The 16,419-nt window shown below is 66.2% G+C and carries 10 protein-coding genes; 4 read left to right on the top strand and 6 right to left on the bottom strand.

Going from position 1 to position 16,419, the window contains the following annotated elements; translation table 11 throughout:
- Window positions 1-25: 25 nt before the first annotated feature.
- Window positions 26-853, bottom strand: coding sequence for a restriction endonuclease (locus AAHH99_RS09755; RefSeq protein ID WP_418768464.1), 828 nt, complete (start codon window positions 851-853; stop codon window positions 26-28).
- Between the two features lie 92 nt (window positions 854-945).
- Window positions 946-1,446: a recombinase family protein gene (locus AAHH99_RS09750; RefSeq protein WP_418769578.1), complete on the bottom strand. Its 501-nt coding sequence runs from the start codon at window positions 1,444-1,446 to the stop codon at window positions 946-948.
- 309 nt (window positions 1,447-1,755) lie between these two features.
- On the opposite strand from AAHH99_RS09750, the gene AAHH99_RS09745 reads away from it, so the two are divergent.
- The 3 genes from AAHH99_RS09745 to AAHH99_RS09735 are packed head-to-tail and all read left to right on the top strand — an operon-like array spanning window position 1,756 to window position 5,488.
- Complete coding sequence (locus AAHH99_RS09745; protein WP_418768463.1) at window positions 1,756-2,283, top strand: hypothetical protein; 528 nt, start codon at window positions 1,756-1,758, stop codon at window positions 2,281-2,283.
- Window positions 2,283-4,730, top strand: coding sequence for a hypothetical protein (locus AAHH99_RS09740; RefSeq protein WP_418768462.1), 2,448 nt, complete (start codon window positions 2,283-2,285; stop codon window positions 4,728-4,730). Before AAHH99_RS09745 ends, AAHH99_RS09740 begins: the two co-directional genes overlap by 1 nt.
- Window positions 4,727-5,488 (top strand): hypothetical protein, encoded by a 762-nt coding sequence (locus AAHH99_RS09735; RefSeq protein ID WP_418768461.1) that lies wholly within the window; start codon window positions 4,727-4,729, stop codon window positions 5,486-5,488. The genes AAHH99_RS09740 and AAHH99_RS09735 overlap by 4 nt, the downstream gene beginning before the upstream one ends.
- Before the next feature lie 26 nt (window positions 5,489-5,514).
- Here the strand turns inward: AAHH99_RS09735 and mobF are convergent, their stop codons facing one another.
- The 3 genes from mobF to AAHH99_RS09720 all read right to left on the bottom strand — a co-directional run bounded on the left by mobF (window position 5,515) and on the right by AAHH99_RS09720 (window position 14,392).
- On the bottom strand, window positions 5,515-10,116 hold the full coding sequence (gene mobF, locus AAHH99_RS09730; protein ID WP_418769577.1) for a MobF family relaxase: 4,602 nt from the start codon (window positions 10,114-10,116) through the stop codon (window positions 5,515-5,517).
- A 189-nt stretch (window positions 10,117-10,305) separates the two neighbouring features.
- Window positions 10,306-13,428 (bottom strand): RND family transporter, encoded by a 3,123-nt coding sequence (locus AAHH99_RS09725; protein WP_064403589.1) that lies wholly within the window; start codon window positions 13,426-13,428, stop codon window positions 10,306-10,308.
- A gap of 328 nt (window positions 13,429-13,756) precedes the next feature.
- Window positions 13,757-14,392, bottom strand: a complete 636-nt coding sequence (locus AAHH99_RS09720; RefSeq protein ID WP_064403590.1) for a TetR/AcrR family transcriptional regulator — start codon at window positions 14,390-14,392, stop codon at window positions 13,757-13,759.
- Window positions 14,393-14,496: 104 nt separating this feature from the next.
- Here AAHH99_RS09720 and AAHH99_RS09715 point away from each other — a divergent pair, with 104 nt between their 5' ends.
- Entirely contained in the window at window positions 14,497-15,366 is an 870-nt protein-coding gene (locus AAHH99_RS09715) for a metal-dependent hydrolase (RefSeq protein ID WP_064403591.1), read from the top strand.
- Window positions 15,367-15,496: 130 nt separating this feature from the next.
- Here the strand turns inward: AAHH99_RS09715 and AAHH99_RS09710 are convergent, their stop codons facing one another.
- Window positions 15,497-16,387 carry an alpha/beta fold hydrolase gene (locus AAHH99_RS09710; RefSeq protein ID WP_064403592.1) on the bottom strand — a complete coding sequence of 297 codons (891 nt, stop codon included), beginning with the start codon at window positions 16,385-16,387 and terminating at the stop codon, window positions 15,497-15,499.
- Between the last annotated feature and the right edge of the window lie 32 nt (window positions 16,388-16,419).

Genomic DNA, 16,419 nt, shown 5'->3' with positions numbered 1-16,419 from the left:
TGAGCGGAGTGGGGTACAGCGGCGGTCACTCCAGCAGGTTGATCAGGTAGCGGCCGTGCTTTTCTGCGGCGTCGATCTTTCGCAGGAGGGCGTCTTCAAGGGCGATGGTTCCTTCGAAAATGATCGCGAGGTCCTGGCCGGTCATGTAGATGACGTTGCGTTTTCCGCTGACGTTGGCGAAGTACTGCAGCACTTCTTCGTCAAAGCCGGCCATGGAGATGAACAGCCCGCGGGTGCTTTCAAGCTTGCCGTCGATCTTCATTTTGAATCCGGCGAGGTCTTCTCTTTCAGGCGGCTGGTTGCGCCAGCGTGCTTCGACGAGATAGGTGAAGCCGCGGAAGTGGAACGAGCCGTCGACCTGCTCATGGGGCTGCCGGGTCGATCCGGTGTACTCCAGCTCGTTGGCCCGGAAGAGGTCTGCGAGGAGCTTTTCGAGCTGGTAACCGCGGGCCTGGCGTTCACCGTTCGTCTTTGGCTTGCTGCTGGCCAGTGTCGAGAACTCGGCGCGAAGTCGACTGAGGGTCTGCTGTTGCTCGGTGATGTGCTGCTGCCGCTTTGCGGCCCGTGTTGCCCGGTCGTTTCTGGCGGCCTGTTCGGTGTCGATGACGACGCCTTCGTGGGCGGCGGTTCGACGTAGCGCGTCGAGGGCCTTGCGGCCGGAGGCGACGTCTTCGACGCCGTTGGCTGGTCTTTGCATACCGCACAGTTCGACGACGATCTGTCGCTGCACCGCCCAACCGTTGGGTCCTAATTCACGCAGCTCGTCAAGAATGCTGCGGGCAATCTTGACCTTTGAGTTCTCCGGGTGGTCATACCGGTTGTAGATCGCCGGTGAAACCCCGGCGTCGAGCATGAGGGACTTCAGATCTCCGCGGTAGTAGAAGGCCGTTCGGCACGCCGCGAGCACCTCGTTTCGGATGGCCGTCGACAACGGCCGCGGTGTGGTCATTGCGCTGGTCCCAGGCATCGGTAGACGCTGGATCGGGAGATGCCCAGCGTGCGGGCGATCTGGGCGCGGGGCGTACCTACTTCGTCGAGTGCCCGGGCCGCAGCGATGGTGTCCCCGCTCAGACCAGGGCGGCCGGGATGGCGGCCGGCGGCCCGGGCAGTGGCCACCCCCGCCGCGGTGCGCTCGGCGGCGATGGCACGTTCAAACTCGGCGACGGCTCCGAAGACGTGGAAGATCAGCCGCCCGCCTGGGGCGGTGGTGTCTACTGATTCGGTGAGCGAGCGCAGCTCGACACCGCGGTCTTGCAGGTCCTCGGCGATGGCGAGCAGGTGGGCCAGGGAGCGGCCGAGGCGGTCAAGTCGCCACACCATGAGGACATCACCGCGGCGGGCGTAGTTCAGGAGGCTGGCTAGCTCGGGGCGATCGTCTCGCATTCCCGACATCTGATCCGTCCAAATCCGTTCTGCGCCAGCATCTCTAAGTGCCGCAAGTTGCAGCTCAGGTGACTAGTGCAAGGTGGAGACTCGGGCGTATCCCAGCAATGCCATCGGTGCGCCTTTCCGGGTGTGTCTTTAACCCTGTCCACGGTAGAGCCGTGGTGGGACAGATTTCTGGGACACACCGGTGGTGGCGTTCGCACCGCCAGGCCAGGATGCCGCTTTTTCGATCATTTTAGACACAGTGGGCGCGGTACATATTGAATTGCTCGGTGTTGTCTATTGGTAACATGAGCTGCGCAAACTCGAAGTTTTTGAATGTGGCTACGGCGGTGGCTCGATGTCAGCCTGTCGCGATACGGTCGACCTATGACAATGGGGGCCCGGCGGCCCCACCGCACTGGGTTGGCCGTCGCTGCAACAGCGCTGGCGCTTGCCGCGGGCGCGGCGGTGACCAGCGGCCTGGCCCTGGTCCGGTCAGTCGAGCCCGCACAGCACACAATCAACGTGGTTGCGCCACCGCCGGCCACATACAGCGGCAGCGAAACTCAAGCCGCGAGGGCTGTCGCATGCGCCGCGTGGGATCGGGCGGCGCGGTCGACGGCGGTGGCGAGCAGGTCCAGCGCCACGGCGTTAGAGCAGAGTTGGCGTAGTCCCGAAAGCGTTGAAGCACTGGCCACAGAGAAGCGGACCGGCATGACTGCGGTCTCGTATCTGCGTTCGCAACTGACTGACGCCACACCAGCTTCGACAGCAGTACCGCTGCACGACTGGATGGGGGCCAGCATCAACATGCTCCATGCGCTAAACATGCGGCACTGGGACGAGGCCGCTCGCGAACAAACACGCGCTAACGACCTGATCGATGTCATCAGATCCGAGTGCGGGTTGCGCTGATGCCGGCCACTGGGGGATCTGCGGGTTCGCATGGGCGGCTGATCGTTACGCCGGACATGGAGCCGCCCGATGCCGCGCACTGGGACGCCCAGGAGCAGACCTATCGAGCAGGTGCGACGGCATGGGATGGCATCTACCAGAAGATCGTCACCGACAACGCGCAGTTTCGCGATGCCGCCGATTCTCAGGGCTTCGACGAGGCGCACCGGGCGGGTGCGGTCTTGGCCGAGGAAGCCAAGACGATCGCCGAATGGCACGACAAGTGCGCCACCAAGTGCGCCGACATCGCCACGGTGCTACGGGACACGCGCGCAAGCCAAGAACAGCTGATCCGTGAGGCTGATCCCAAGATCGCCGCTGCGAAGCTGCCCGGCGAGGCGGAAGCGCTCGTGACCGAGTACCACGGCATTGCGATGTACCGAACCGAAGCGGGCGTGACGGCGGTGATAGCCGCTCACACCTCTTTCAAGAAGAGCAGCGAAAACACAAGAGCCCTCAGCCTTTTGACGAAATGGGGCGAGGTTCCCGCCGCACCTTCTGCGCAGCCCGTCGACCACACATCGCCCGGTATTGAACAGGACGAAAACCCCTACCGCTACACCGAAAAGCCGAAAGCCGGGGCTGACGCACCCGAACCTCCATCCGACGCGCCAACCGATCCGACATCAGGCACACCAAGCACCCAGTCTGGGGCTGGTACCGGGGAAATCAACACGGCCGCAGGCGGCGAAGGCATTGCGGCGACTGGGCCGGTTACTCAGGCAGGGACGCCTGGGGTGGCGGCTGCGCCGCGGCCGGCGGCAGCTTCGCCGCTGGGCGGTAGTGGGGTGCCGTCGATGGGCGGTCTGGGAAGCGGTGGCGGCGGGATGGGTTCTGGTGGCGGGATTCCGAAGATGCCTGGCGGCCTGGGGAGCGGCGGCCTGCCGGGGGCGAATCCGCTGAGTGGCGGTGCAGGGCAGATGCCCGTCGCAGCTGGCGGGTTGCCGAACTCGGGGGCCGCGTCAGGCGCGGCCAGCGGGTCGTCGTTGTCGTCGGCGTTCAACCAGGGAATGGCGACTACGGCGGGGATGGGCGGCGGAATACCGTCTGCACCACCTCCAGCCCCGGCGAGTCCGTCGCCGGCCATGTCGGCGGGTGGTGGGCATGCGGCAGCGCCGGTGTCGGCTGCCCCTGGCGGTGGTGTGTCTCCGGCGGCGGCTCAGCCGGGCATGGTGGCTCCAGCGGCACCGTCCATGCCGACCGGAACCGGTGTGGGTTCTGGTGGCGGAGGTGCGCCGATGATGCTTCCGCCTGGTGCGATGGGACCGCCTGCGGGGGCTGTTCCGCAGCCTGCACCTACGGTGCCGGCGGGCGGGCCCGGAGCGGCGAATGTCCCGGCGACGTCGGCCCCGTCCGCAGCGGGTGCGGCTGGGGGGCCGACGCTGATCCCGGCCAGCGTGGTCGCTGCAGGCCAGACGGCGGCGGCACGCGAGCGCCGCGAGTCCGCGGACGCCGCGGCGGCCAAGGAGTTGGCGTGGAAGCTTCAGCACGCGGCTCAAGAGGTTGAGTATCCGATTGAATGGGCGGTAGGCATCTTCCGCTCACCGAGCGGCACGGAAACCGTCATCACCTCCAATGACGGAGCCAGCTATATCCCCGCGGGGGTGTTCGTTCCTCGCTCCGTGCGGGTGCTGTCCACAGATCCGTTGGTGGACAACCATTTTCGGCAGCTCTGGTTCGGGTGGGGGGATCCGGCGCGTGTCCTCATTGAGTACGCGCAGTTGCGCGCCGAGACGGGGTGGCGTCTGGTCGCGGCCGCGACGACAGGCGTGGTGAACGTGCTGCGCGATGCCGGGGTTGAACACCCGCCCTCCTGCACTCGCCAGACCAACCCGTGGCGACAAGAGGGCGTCGAGATCCCCGCTCCGGTCCTTGACGGCATGCACGAGCACCGCCTGGCGGTGCTGTGGCCTGACGTGTACCCCCGGCTGCTGCGCGTCATGAAGGCCGACCCGATTTTTCAGGACCGAATCGTCGCGGGGGTGAGCGCATCGCTGATCCACTCGGCGACCACTCAGGCTCAGGCGGTCGATGATGGCGTCCCCGACTCGATTCGCCAGGTCTGGATAGCCAGGGGCGGTGACCGCGAACCAACCGTGCAGCAGTGGGCGGAATACGACGCCGAAGCCAAGAGTTTCAACGCCACCACGGCGATCTTCCGGCCGGCGTTCGTCAACGGCTGCACCGCCGATCCCGGCGACACCCTCCAGGAGCGGGCCAGGTACCGGGCGCATTGGCTCGTCGCGCGTACCGCCGAGCACATCGGCGGGTGGTCCAGGCGCCCGCTGCCGCTACCCGATATGTGTTACGCCGCGGCCGCTACCGGCGACGCCCCTCATCTGCGCGACGTGATCGTCAGGGCTCTGGTCAGCGTCGAAGAGGACCTCCAATACGAGGCCCCACGATGACAACACCAGACAGTGCGGACGGCGCAGCGTGGAAAGCCGAGCTGGAACGCTGGCATGCCCACCTAGCCAACACCATCGAACAAGCAAGTCTATGGGCACGGGAGTTTCACGTGCGAACGGAAGGCGGTTTGTGGGGAGACACCTCGTCGCCGACGAGCTATCCGCTGCTGGGATACGCCGACAGCCTGGAACAGATAGGCGCGGCGCTGAAAATGGTGAGCGCAAACGCATCTCTTGACCCTCCAGTGCTGAGCTGGGATCGCACGACGATGAGAGCACCATCCGTGGTGCGTGTGCCTGGTCGCAACCCGGATTGGCGGGCTGCTGATTACGCCGAGTGCGGCGTGTATCTACTGCTCATCCGGCCAAGCTCTTCAACTATGGAAGTTGCGACAGCACAGGAGCATTGGCGTACTGCGCTTCAGTTCGCCGCACCGTCGGAGCTTGAACGCGAGTTGGGGATACCGCAGCTCGCTACGTACGCCTCGCAGGCTCAAGCACTGTTCGACATAGCCCATGACACGGTGCGTGCGGCCTTCCGCGACAGCGTGGCCGCCACCTACGGCCGGATATGGGCCACGATGGCTGACAGTGACGGCGCCGCGCGGACCTTGGTGGCGTGGCTCGAAGCCCTCACTGAGTGGGGCTGTCCCGTCGAGGAATGCGAGGCGGTTCTGCGCGATATCGAGGTCATCGATCCTCAGTCCGTCGCGACGTGCCGCGCCGCTCAAGCAGTTTGGCTTCCAGACCGGACGTAGCCTGACCAACCACAGCGTCAGTCGCGTCAGTCGATGTCCAATTCGTAGCCCTGACCCCTGTCCCGGTCGCGGCCTCGGTCGCGGCGAGGTGGGTTGGTGAGGACACGCCAGCGATCCGCGGCGGCGGCGCGGTGGCGGTCTGCTGCGGCCGCCAGAGAAGAATCTGCGATTTCTGTTGTGGGCCGGGGTTTTTCGCTCCAGGGCAGCCCCATCCCGTCGAGGAGGCGTCGGCCAGGTCCAGGCTCGCCGTTGTCGATGAGCAGTAACCGGCCGTGAGCGTCTGCCAGAGCGCTGGCCACCGTGGCCAGGTGGGCTGGGTCGGCGGCTGCGGCGTCCTCGACGACCACCAGCGCCGCGCGCGGTGGCCGGTGGTCGGTGATCTTTTCGGCGAGCTCGACGAGGCTGTAGCGGTCGGGCTGTGGTGTGGCGGGCAGGCGTAGGTAGCCGCGGCCGGCTTTGGCGGTCGCCACCTGAATCGCTTCGGCCAGCTCGGCGGTGTCGTGCTCAGCTGCGAGGGTGGCCACGACATAGGGCGCGACCAGGGCGACGGCGACAGGATCGGGCTGTGGTGTCGGTAGGGGGAGTGGGTCGGCATTGCGGTGGGCGGCGGCCAGTACCTCGACGAGCGCACGATCGGAAACGTGCATGCTTGCGTGCATGTGTGCCTCTTGGTCGGTTGCGCGCTGGACCGGCTGCGGTTCGGGCACGGCGGCGGTGGGGGACAGTGTGTCGGTGATGCGCCACCAGAGGGCGGCGGCGGGCAGCTCGTCGGGCAGTGGCCCTTGGTGTGCGGCTTGGGTGAGTAGTTGGTGAATGTCGTTGGTGTGGGCGGCTTGTGCGAGGTGGGTGGCCAGGGTGGGCCACCAGGTGTCAGTGCGGATTCGGGGGTCGATCGCGTCGAGCAGCTCGTGCCACTGTGTGGTGTCGGGCCGTTGGTGTGCGATGGCGTCGATGCCGTGGCGCTGTAGCAGGTCTTGCACGGCGCGGGTGGCCACTGGGTATTGGGGTGGGCCGGTGAGCCGGGTGTCGGCTTCGTCGACTGCGGTGGCGGCCCGGAACACGGCGATCTCTGCGGTCAGGGTGGGGTTGGCGTTGGCGGCGATCAGTGGCCGCGCCCAGGGCGGTGCGGTCTCCGCGATCCAGGAGCGGGCATGTTCGCGGATCTGGTCGGCCAGGTCGGTGACCAGGCGTTCGCGGCGGCGCAGGTAGTCACCCCAGTGCGGGCCGGCGGCCAAGGTGGTGGGGATGGTGGGCAGCCAGCGCAGCGGCCCGCAGTCGCCGCCGATGCTGCCGGTGAGGTCGATGCGGTAGTCCAGGACGGCGGCCGGGTCGGCGGCATCGTCGAGGCCGCCGCGGGCGTGCGCGTCGGTGAGCAGCTCGGCCGGATCGGCACCGCCAAGCGCGCGCAGGGTCAGGTGGCGGCGTAGCACGGGCCACGCTGTGCAGGTGGTGAGGTCGGGGTGGAGGGATTCTGCGAGGGCGTCCAAGCGTGTGCGTGCCCCTGCACCGAGCTGGTGTTCAGCGGCGGTACCGAGGGCGTCGGTGAACATGTCGGCCGCGGCGGCCAGGCGGCGGGTGGGGTTGGCGGCCTGGCGGGCGGCGGTGGTGGCCGAGACCTGGCCGCCGTCGCGGGCCACGATCCGCGACAGCACGTCCACGGCGGTGTCGGGGTGGGTGGCCTTGGGGGCCAGGACGCGGTGCGGGTCGGCTTCGGCGGTCGACAGGTAGAGGTGGTTTTCGGCGCGGCCGCGGGTCAATGCGACGTAGAGCAGTTGGCGGGTGAGGTGCTCGGCACCCACCACGTGGCAGGCGTGACCGGCGGTCGAGCCCTGGGCGATGTCGATGGTGGCCGCGTAGCCGAGGGTGACGTGCTCGGTGACGTAGTCGGCCGGCAGGGTGATCTCCTGTCCGGTGCCGCGATGGCGAGCCCGTAGCCCTCCATCGCGAGCGACGTCGAGGATGGTGAAGGTGTATCCGTTGCGGACGTAATCGGTAGCCGACAGGGGCAGCGAGCGGGCGTTTTGGCGGGTGCGGATGACGTCGCCGACGCTGGCGGCCAAACCATCGGAAAGCACGGTCTCGCGGCCCGGCGTCCAGTGCGGGTCTGCCTCAAGCGCCGCGGCCAGGCTTGCGGTGCGGGCCCGGGTGTTGAGGTCGTTGACGATCGGGTTGGTGGGGGCCAGCAGCAGGCTGTCACGGCCGGCGTCCTGGTCGGCCTGCCACGCGGTGAAGGCGGCGTCGGCGGCGGTCTGTTCGGCGCCGATGTGGATGCGCCCGGCGTCGAGGTAGAACCCGATCCCGGCGGGGTCCCCGCCGCGCAGCGCCAGCGACGCGGCGGCCTCGGCGCGGGAGTGAAACCGCACGACCTCCGACAGCGTGAGGGATCCGGTGTCGGTGGCGATGTCGCGCAGCACCCCACCGGCCGAGATGGAGGCGAGCTGAGCGTCATCACCGACCAGCCGCACACTCGCGCCTCTACCGAGGGCGTGGGTGATCATCGCGTCCAGACCGGCTGTGGACGCCTTCCCGGCCTCGTCGACCACGATCAACGTGTCGGGGCCGATCTGGTCGAACCAATCCGGGGTGCCGTAGATCGCGGCGTTGTTCTCATCGGTGCAGTGCACGTACTTGTCGAGGGTGTCGGTGGTCGCGCCCAGGTCTTCGCCGAGCACGATCGCCGCCTGCGCGGTCGGGGCCAATCCGAGGACCTGGCCGCCGGAGCTGCACCAGGCGTGCGCCAGGGCGGCCATGGCGGTGGTTTTGCCCGCCCCGGCCGGAGCCAAAGCGAGTGCGACGCGGCGGCCGCTCAGCGCCATCTGGGCCACCAGGGCGGCCTGGCCTTCGTTGAGGATTTTGCCGCGCGCGGCGGCATCTGCGAGTGCCAAGCGCACGTCGGCGGCGGCTGCGACACGGCCATCTAGTTGGTGCGCCGCGGCGCGGATGCGGGCCTCGGCGGCGAGGATGTCGCGGCTGGTGAACGTCGCGGTTCCGTGGCGGCTGTAGACGCTGGAACCGTCGCGGCGACGCAACGCGACAGGCTCGCCCAACTCGGCATCATCGACGCGCGCGTGCGGCACCGAGAACGCCTCGGAAAGTGCGGTGTCGGTGAGCCGTTCGACAAGCTGCGACACGTGCGCGACACCCGCGTTGCGCACGATCCGCAGCGCTTCAGCGCGCACGTGATGTCGCTGCCAGGTCGCGCGTGATTCGGACACGGTGGCGATCAGTGCGCCAGCCTGCGACGCCACCCATTCGTCGGTGATCTCAGGTGTCGTCGTGTGGGCGCGTTCGGGGGCCAGGACGCCGGCCAGCATGCGGTCTAAACCGTCGTGGCCGAGGACCTCGATGGCTTGGTTGCGCCAGACCTGGCGCTGCTCGGCCAGTGAGCGCGGTTCGTGCTTGGCTTCGCGTGATTCCAGGGTCGCTTGTTGAGCCAACGCGAGGGACTCGATGGTGGTGGGTTCGCGGCCGTGATCGTGCTGAAACTGCTTGGCCAACTCGGCGGTGCGGGCCTTGATCGCGATACCGCGACTCGACCAGCGCGTCATCAATTCCGCTGACATTCCGACGATCTCGCGCACAGGTCGTTTCCCGCGTCCCCGGGACGTCTCGGCGAAGTCCACACCGAGCCGGTCGATGGTGTGCGCTTCCACGCGGGTGTTGTACATCTCCGAGGCCGCCACGATGACCCGGTGCAGCGGTTGACCATCCAGGGCGAGCCAGCGGCGCACCCCATTGTGGTCGAGGTAAGAAACCTTGTTGGAGGTCGCGACATGGGTGTGCAGATCAGGGTCCCCGGCACGCGAATCGCGATGGGTGAACACCGCGGCAATGAGCCCCTCGGTGTCGACTTGAGCGACACCGTTGGTGCCGGTACGGGTGAAGGCGGCGTGGTCTTGCAGCCACTCCAACACGTCGGCCACCGCGGCCTCATGCGCGGCCTCGATCTGCTCGGAAACCTCGGGCGGGGCGATCGCCCACAACGCCGAAATCGACTTCACCGGAGAGAACGTCAAGTCATAGCCGGCCACCGCTGTCGTGCGTGCCCGCGTGGCCCGCGCGATGAACCCGGACAGCTCCCGATCATCGGCTGGGGCGCGGTCGAATTGCTCGGCGAACATCTCCCTGGCGATGCGGGTTCGGATGCCTGCCCGCACATCGTCGTCGATGGTCGCCGTGCCCGGCAGCCCGGCGGCGATGTTGTGCGCGCGGAACGCTTTTCCAACGCGACGGGTGAACTCCGAGGACTCGTCACGCACCGCGTATTGGCGGCCCAATTTCGTCGCCGCGGTCGCGGGTTGCACGCGCAATCGCGGGGACAGATGGTTATAAATCTTGTCGGCGTTGGGGTGCCAGCCGAGCCCAAAAAGCGCCTTCATTTGAGCCTCGGTGACTACCGATCCGTCTTCGACGGCCCATACGTTTTGGCGCACTTCATCGCTGACGTCGCGGGCACCGGTATCGGCCAGCGCGGCCAATCCGCGCCCCATCCAGCGGCCCGGTGACTCACCCTTGGCCGAGTAGTAGTCCTCCAGGCTGGAACGGCCGCGCTGGGTGCTGTCGGCGGCCGCGACCTGACGCACTAGGTACAGGTAACCGTCCCCGGCGGTCAGCTTGTGCATCGACATCATCGCCGGACGCACCGATCGGTCCGCATTCGGCCGAAAGTACGGAGCCAGCCGCAGAAAAAACCACCACCAGCAGCAACATTCCCAACCGCCGTTACCAAACTACTGGCGCAGGGGTCGTATTCATTCGGGGTGAATACGCCCTCACGCTGGTCGGCATGTAGCGCCGGGTATTGCTCTGTTCGCTTCTCACCTCTCCTGGACCAGCACGTGAGGTGCGTCCTTCATGCCTCCTGCGTTGGTCTGACCACGTCGCGGGTTTGTTGCTTTGGTCGGCCACCAGCTGGCTTCGCGTAGGAGTGTGGCGATGGCGGGCACGGTGAGGGTGCGCACGAGGAAGGTGTCGAGCAGCAGCCCGAAGCCGATGATGAGGCCGGCTTGGATCATGATGGCGACTGAGCCGACCATGAGGCCGAACATGCTGGCGGCGAATATCAGGCCAGCGGAGGTGATGACGGCTCCGGTGTTTGCCACGGTGCGCAGGACGCCGACGCGGATGTTGGTTCCGGATTCTTCGCGGAGCCGTGAGACGAGCAGCATGTTGTAGTCGGCGCCGACGGCGACGAGGATGATGAACGCCAGCAGCGGTACGGGCCAGGCGATTTCGTGGCCCAGTCCCCATTGGAAGACCACAACGCCGATGCCGAGCGAGGCGAGGTAATTGAGCACGACGGTGCCTAGTAGGTAGAGCGGTGCTAGGAGCGCTCGCAGCAGTAGGACCAGGATGACGCCGACGATGATTATGGTGGCCATGGCCAGTTGTGCGAAGTCGGCCCATAGGAGTCGTTGGATATCGGAGTTTACGGCGGGGAAGCCGGCGACGGACACGGTGGCGTCGGCGAGTGACGTGTTGGGTCGTGCGGTGTTGGCGGTGTCGGTGATGCGGCTGGCGAGGTCCATGGCTTCAACGCTGTATGGGTCGTGGCTGCTTTCGATCATGAACCGCGCTGTTTTGCCGTCCGGTGAGAGGAATTGTTCGGCGACGTCGGTGAATTGCCGGTTCTCGAATGCGTTGGCGGGCAGGTAGAAACCGCTCGAGGAGTCGGAGTCGGCCGCTGCGCGTGAAGAGTTTTGTAGTTGGGTGGCGATCTGGCTCATGCCGGACAGCATTTCGATGTTGCTGTCGGCGAGGGTGCGGACGCCGGTGGCGAGTGCTTGGGCGCCGGAGGCGAGCTGTCCGATTCCGTCCTGTAGTCGGCGGAGATTGGTGGCCAGGTCGGCCGGGTCACCGAGGGCTCCGAATGCCTTGTCCAGCGAGGCGACTGCGTTCTGGACGTTGGCGAGGGTGCCACCGACGGTGGCGTTGGTGGCGGGATCGTAGCGGTCCCCGAGGTCGGCGATCTGGTTGAAGAATCCGCTGTCGCGCAGAGTGACCAGGATCTGCACCTGGTCGCGGATTTGGGCGCATTGCGGGGTGGTGGCACACCACGGCGAGGTGTTGAGGGCGCCGACGAGTGGGTCGAGTTGGGTGATCGCGTTTTGGGCTTGGTTGGCCAGCGGTCGTAGTCCTGGGCCGGATTGGATGGCTTGGTCGACGGCGGGGGCAGTGGCGGAAAGTTGTTGCAGCAGCGGCCGGAACTGGTTGACCTGAGTTCCTGCGGATTGGGCTTGGGTGAGGATTCCGGCCAGTGGTGTGAGGGCGGTGCGCACGGTGCTGTCGAGTTGGGCGAGGCCGTCGGCGAGCTGGTCGGCGCCGCCGGTGAGTTTGGCGAGGTCGTCTTTGCGGGAGTTGCCCTCGGCGACCGCGCCGGCCATTTTGTCGCCGATCTGGCCGTTCTGCCAGGCCAGTTCTGCTTGGTCGAGGCGCTCTCCGGTGGGGCGGGTGACTCCGGAAACCTTGGTGACGCCGGGGATCTGGGAGACGCGGGAGGCCATCTCGTCGAGATCGGCCAGTCCTTTCCCGGTCCGCATGTCGGTCGGGTTTTCCACGACGAGGAATTCGCTGATGACGACGTCTTTGCGGAAGTGGCGGTCCAGCAGGTGGTAGCCCTGGTTGCTGGCCGTGGTGTCTGGTTGTCCCTTGCGGTCGTCGTAGCTGATTTTGATGGTTGCGGCGGCTGCCGACAGGGCGAGCAGGATGACCAGGCTGACGATCAGTAGTGGCACGGGACGGCGGACCACGGCGACGGCGACGCTGTTCCAGTAGCGGCGGGTGCGATCGGGTTTGGGCTCACCGATGCCGCGTTTGGCGGCTAGCGACAACACCGGTGGCAGCAGGGTGACGGTGGCCAGAAATCCGAACAGCACGGCGATGGCACACGCGGGGCCCAGGGCGGCGAAGACGCTGAGCCGCGCGAAGACCATGGCCAGGAACGCGAGTGCGACGGTGGCGGCGGAGGCGAGGATGACGCGCCCGATGCTGGCGGTGGCGTGGATGATGGCCTGATCGGCGGGTACTTGGGCGCGGCGCTGTTCGTGGTATCGGCTGATCAGGAACACGGTGTAGTCGGTTCCGGCGCCGAGCAGGATCGCCGTCATGAAGGCGACAGTGAACTGGGAGACCGGCATGCCCAACTCGCCGAGGGCGGACAGCACGCCGCGCCCGACTGCCAGGCTCAACCCGATTACCAGCAGCGGTAACAGCGCGGTGAACACCGACCGGTAGACGATCAGCAGGATCAGGGCGATCACGCCCGCGGTAGCGATTGAGATCAGCAGCAGGTCGTGCTCGGCGGAGGCGATCATGTCGCTGAAGGTCGCCGGTGGTCCCGTTACCTGCACAGTCGTGGTCGAGCCGGTGAACACCTCCGCCGCGATGTCGCGCACCGCGTTGACGGATTCGGCGGCCGTGGGGTCTCCGAGGGTGCCGGTGACGCCGACGGGCAGATACCAGGCTTTGCGATCGGCGCTGACCGCCTGGGCTTCGGTAATCGGATCGGCCAGTAGGTCCTGCACCAGAAGGACGTGGTCGCCTTCGGCCTGCAACCGGCTCACGAGTTCGCCGTAGCGCTGCCGTGCAGTCGGAGTCAACCCATTGGGGTCTTCCATGGCGACGAACACCATGGTTTTCGAGCCTTCTTCGCCGAACGCGGCGCTCATGCGGTCAACCGTCTGCAAGGACGGCGCATCGCGAGGAATGAGGTCCACCGACTGTTGGCGCACCACGGTTTCCAGCTGGGGGAACAGCAGCGCGAGGACCACCGCGGCGCCGAGCCATACCCCGATGACCAGGGCTTTGTGCCGGAGGGTGAATCGGGCGAGCGTCGCCAACCGTTCGCTGTACTCGCGGGTGTCGGCGGGGTCGGGTGATCCGTTGGCCCGCCGGTCACGGCGCGTGGCCTGGCTTGGGGAATCTGCAGTGCCGTCGGTCACTGGACCTCCACTGATAGCGAATGGTAGCGATCGATACTGTCGGTATCGCTACGCTACCGCATGTAGTGCAAGTGGTGACGGCGTCGTAGGACGCCAGGCCGCGCAATGCGCGACTGGGGAAGGACAGGCGGCCGCTATCGAGTCCAGCGCCGGCCGCCGGTCACAGCCGGCAGGGAATGGTCGAACACTCAGTTGGCTTCTGAAGCCAGGCCGACGTTGTTCAGTCGACGGCATTGGCCTTGGATGTTGTTCAGGTCTTGCTGTTGCTGGTCTCGGACGTTGACATCGAGCGCACGGACGGCCACATCGCGTAGCGGGGCCGCTAGCTCTAGGTTTGCGCTTCGGTTGTGGCCGACTGGCCCGTGTTCTGCAGCAGCACGTAATTGCCTAGGCTGCCCAGGAAACCTGCGCAGTGCTGAACGAGTTCATCGGTGGTGAACTCCAGTTCTCCGTCGAGTCGGCGGCGCAAGACTTCGAATAGCCCTCCCACGCCCAAGGTCGAAGCCAAATGGGCAACCCCCACGGCGGAGTCGGGGATGTCGAGGTGGAGTCTGGCCTCGCGCAATACGAGGTCGGTGAAACCGGCCATCAGTTCGCTGCGTAGCTCTCGGAGCAGCGGCTCGGTTGCAGATTCCACGAACAGGATCCGACCCAGCCGAGGGTCGTCGTCGATCATGCTGACCAGCCTGTGGATCGGCGCGTACGCCAGCACCTCCGGTGGCTCGCCGGCATCGGGGATCGCGTCGACTATCACCTCCTGGAAGGTGGCATAGAGCTGCTGGTAGACAGCCCGCAGGAGGGCGTCTCGGCCGGAGAAGTGCTGGTAGAAGTAGCGTGACGTGACACCTGATTCAGCGCAGACGGCAGTCACAGTGGCGGCGGCAACACCGCGCGTGCCGATCAACTCGGTTGCGGCCTCGATGAGACGGGTGCGCCGGTTCCGGTGACGCTCCTCGGCGGACATCCCGCTATACACCCGCGCCGAAACCACGTGGATAGCTTGCCATCTAATTCTGACAAGGCTTAGAGTCAGATTGCCAGCGTGCCCTTGACGAACGGGAGAACAACATGAGCGACGATTCGTTCACTCGGCCCACCACGAGGGTCGTCCCGAAGCCCCGCCGTGTTCGATTCGACATGCCTGCTGGGACCAGTCGGCAGCACTTCGTCGATGGCGACTTGGTGATGAGCCACTTTGTGTCCACCTTGTCGGCCACGTTCCCCGAAGGCGAAGACTTCTTCATCCGGTCAGTCCGCGAGTATCGGGACCACATCAGCGACGCTGACCTCAAGGAGGCGGTCAAGGGATTCATTGCACAAGAGGCCACGCACCGACACCAGCATCGGCTGCTCAACGATCGGCTCCAAGCGATGGGCTATCCCACCGAGGGGATCGATCGCCATATCAAGAAGTTGGTTGGCCGACTTGAGAAGCGTTTTTCTCCCAAGATGCGCCTGGCTGTGACGGCCGCCCTCGAGCACTACACAGCGACATTCGCCGAGATCATTCTCACCAGCGACGAAGCTCAAGAATTGATCGGCGACACCGAAGTGCGGCCTATTCTGCTCTGGCACGCACTGGAAGAATGCGAGCACAAGGCCGTCGCTTTCGATGTCTACGAGACGGTCGGTGGAAGCGAACGCACCAGGGTCTGGGGGATGCGGATCGCCAGCCTCCTCTTGTTCAGCGAGTTGGTCATCCAGACCACCCGCTCTCTGGCCGGTGACCGTGCCGCCTACAACCCGGTGCGGTTGCTGCGCAGCCTTCGAGGTTTCCGTCATAACCCGCTATTCAGCCCAGCAGCAATTGAGCGCTTTCGTTCCTACACCCGCGCCGGATTTCATCCCGACGACTGGGACAGCGCAGAAATCCTCGAACGCTGGACCAAGGAACTCTTCGACGCCGATGGTGGCCAACAAATGCGTAGTAACGTCTAGCTCGACCAGAGCCCGTCGCGGTCAAAGTCGGCCTAAGCGAAGAACAATTCATGGGCTTCGCTCCGCGCGCAGTGAAGTCAAGCCCAGTCCTTTCTACTGGCCGCTCGATGGTGCTCGATCACGTCGCGACCTACAGGAAGCTCCGGCCGAGGAACTCGGTGACGGCGGAGCCGAAGGCGTCGTTGTCGTCGCCGGCGATCATGTGTCCGGTGCCGGATACGTCGACGGTCTCGGCGTGGGGAACCAGTTGCTTGAACTCGTCGACGGTGGCTTGGGAGACCACGTCGGACAACAGACCCCTTACGAGAAGTGTTGGGGCGCTGACCCGTCGGGCTCCGTCGATCAGCAGGCGGCTGATTGCGTCGAATTGCTCCGTTCCCGTGGTCGATTCGTCGCGGAGGAAGTCGAAGTTGGAGTGAATGAATGCCGGGTCCCACCGCCAGATCCAGCGGCCGTCGTGACGCTGCCGTAGCACCTTGCGCAGGCCGTCGACGTTGGCCGGGCGCGAGCGATGGGGGTTGTACGCGGCGATCACCTCGGCGGCGTCGGAGAGGGTGCCAAAGCCATCGGGATGTGCGGCCATGAACGTCACCACGCGACGAGCGCCCTGGAATTCAAGCCGCGGGGTGACGTCGACCAGGACGACCGCCGTCCACGACGCCCCGGATGTCAACAGATGCGTGCCGAGCACGGTCATGCCCCCAAGGGATGCACCTACGACGGCAGGGGCGGTATCGGCGCTGAAGTGCTCACGCACGGCGAGGAGATCGGTCGCGAGTCGCTCGATGTCGTACCTGCCGGCTGGGTCCCAGTCGCTGTCGCCGTGACCGCGGGTGTCGTAGGCGACGACTGTGTATCCGCATGCGTGGAGACGACGCGCTGAAGTGCTCCACGCGTGCCGGTTCTGGCCGCCGCCGTGCAGGAGCAGCACGACGGGACGGGCGTCATCGTGGTCGTAGCAGTCGGCGGCCAGGGTGATCCCGTCCTGGGTTCGGACCCGATGCTGCACGGCGGAGGTCATGACACCTTCCTGGCGAGATCGGAGTCCGCCCG

It is taken from the genome of Mycobacterium neumannii (assembly GCF_048452905.1).
Taxonomy (GTDB): domain Bacteria; phylum Actinomycetota; class Actinomycetes; order Mycobacteriales; family Mycobacteriaceae; genus Mycobacterium; species Mycobacterium neumannii_B.
The sequence above is the reverse complement of the archived record's forward strand: the minus strand, read 5'-3'. Positions and strand labels throughout refer to the sequence as shown.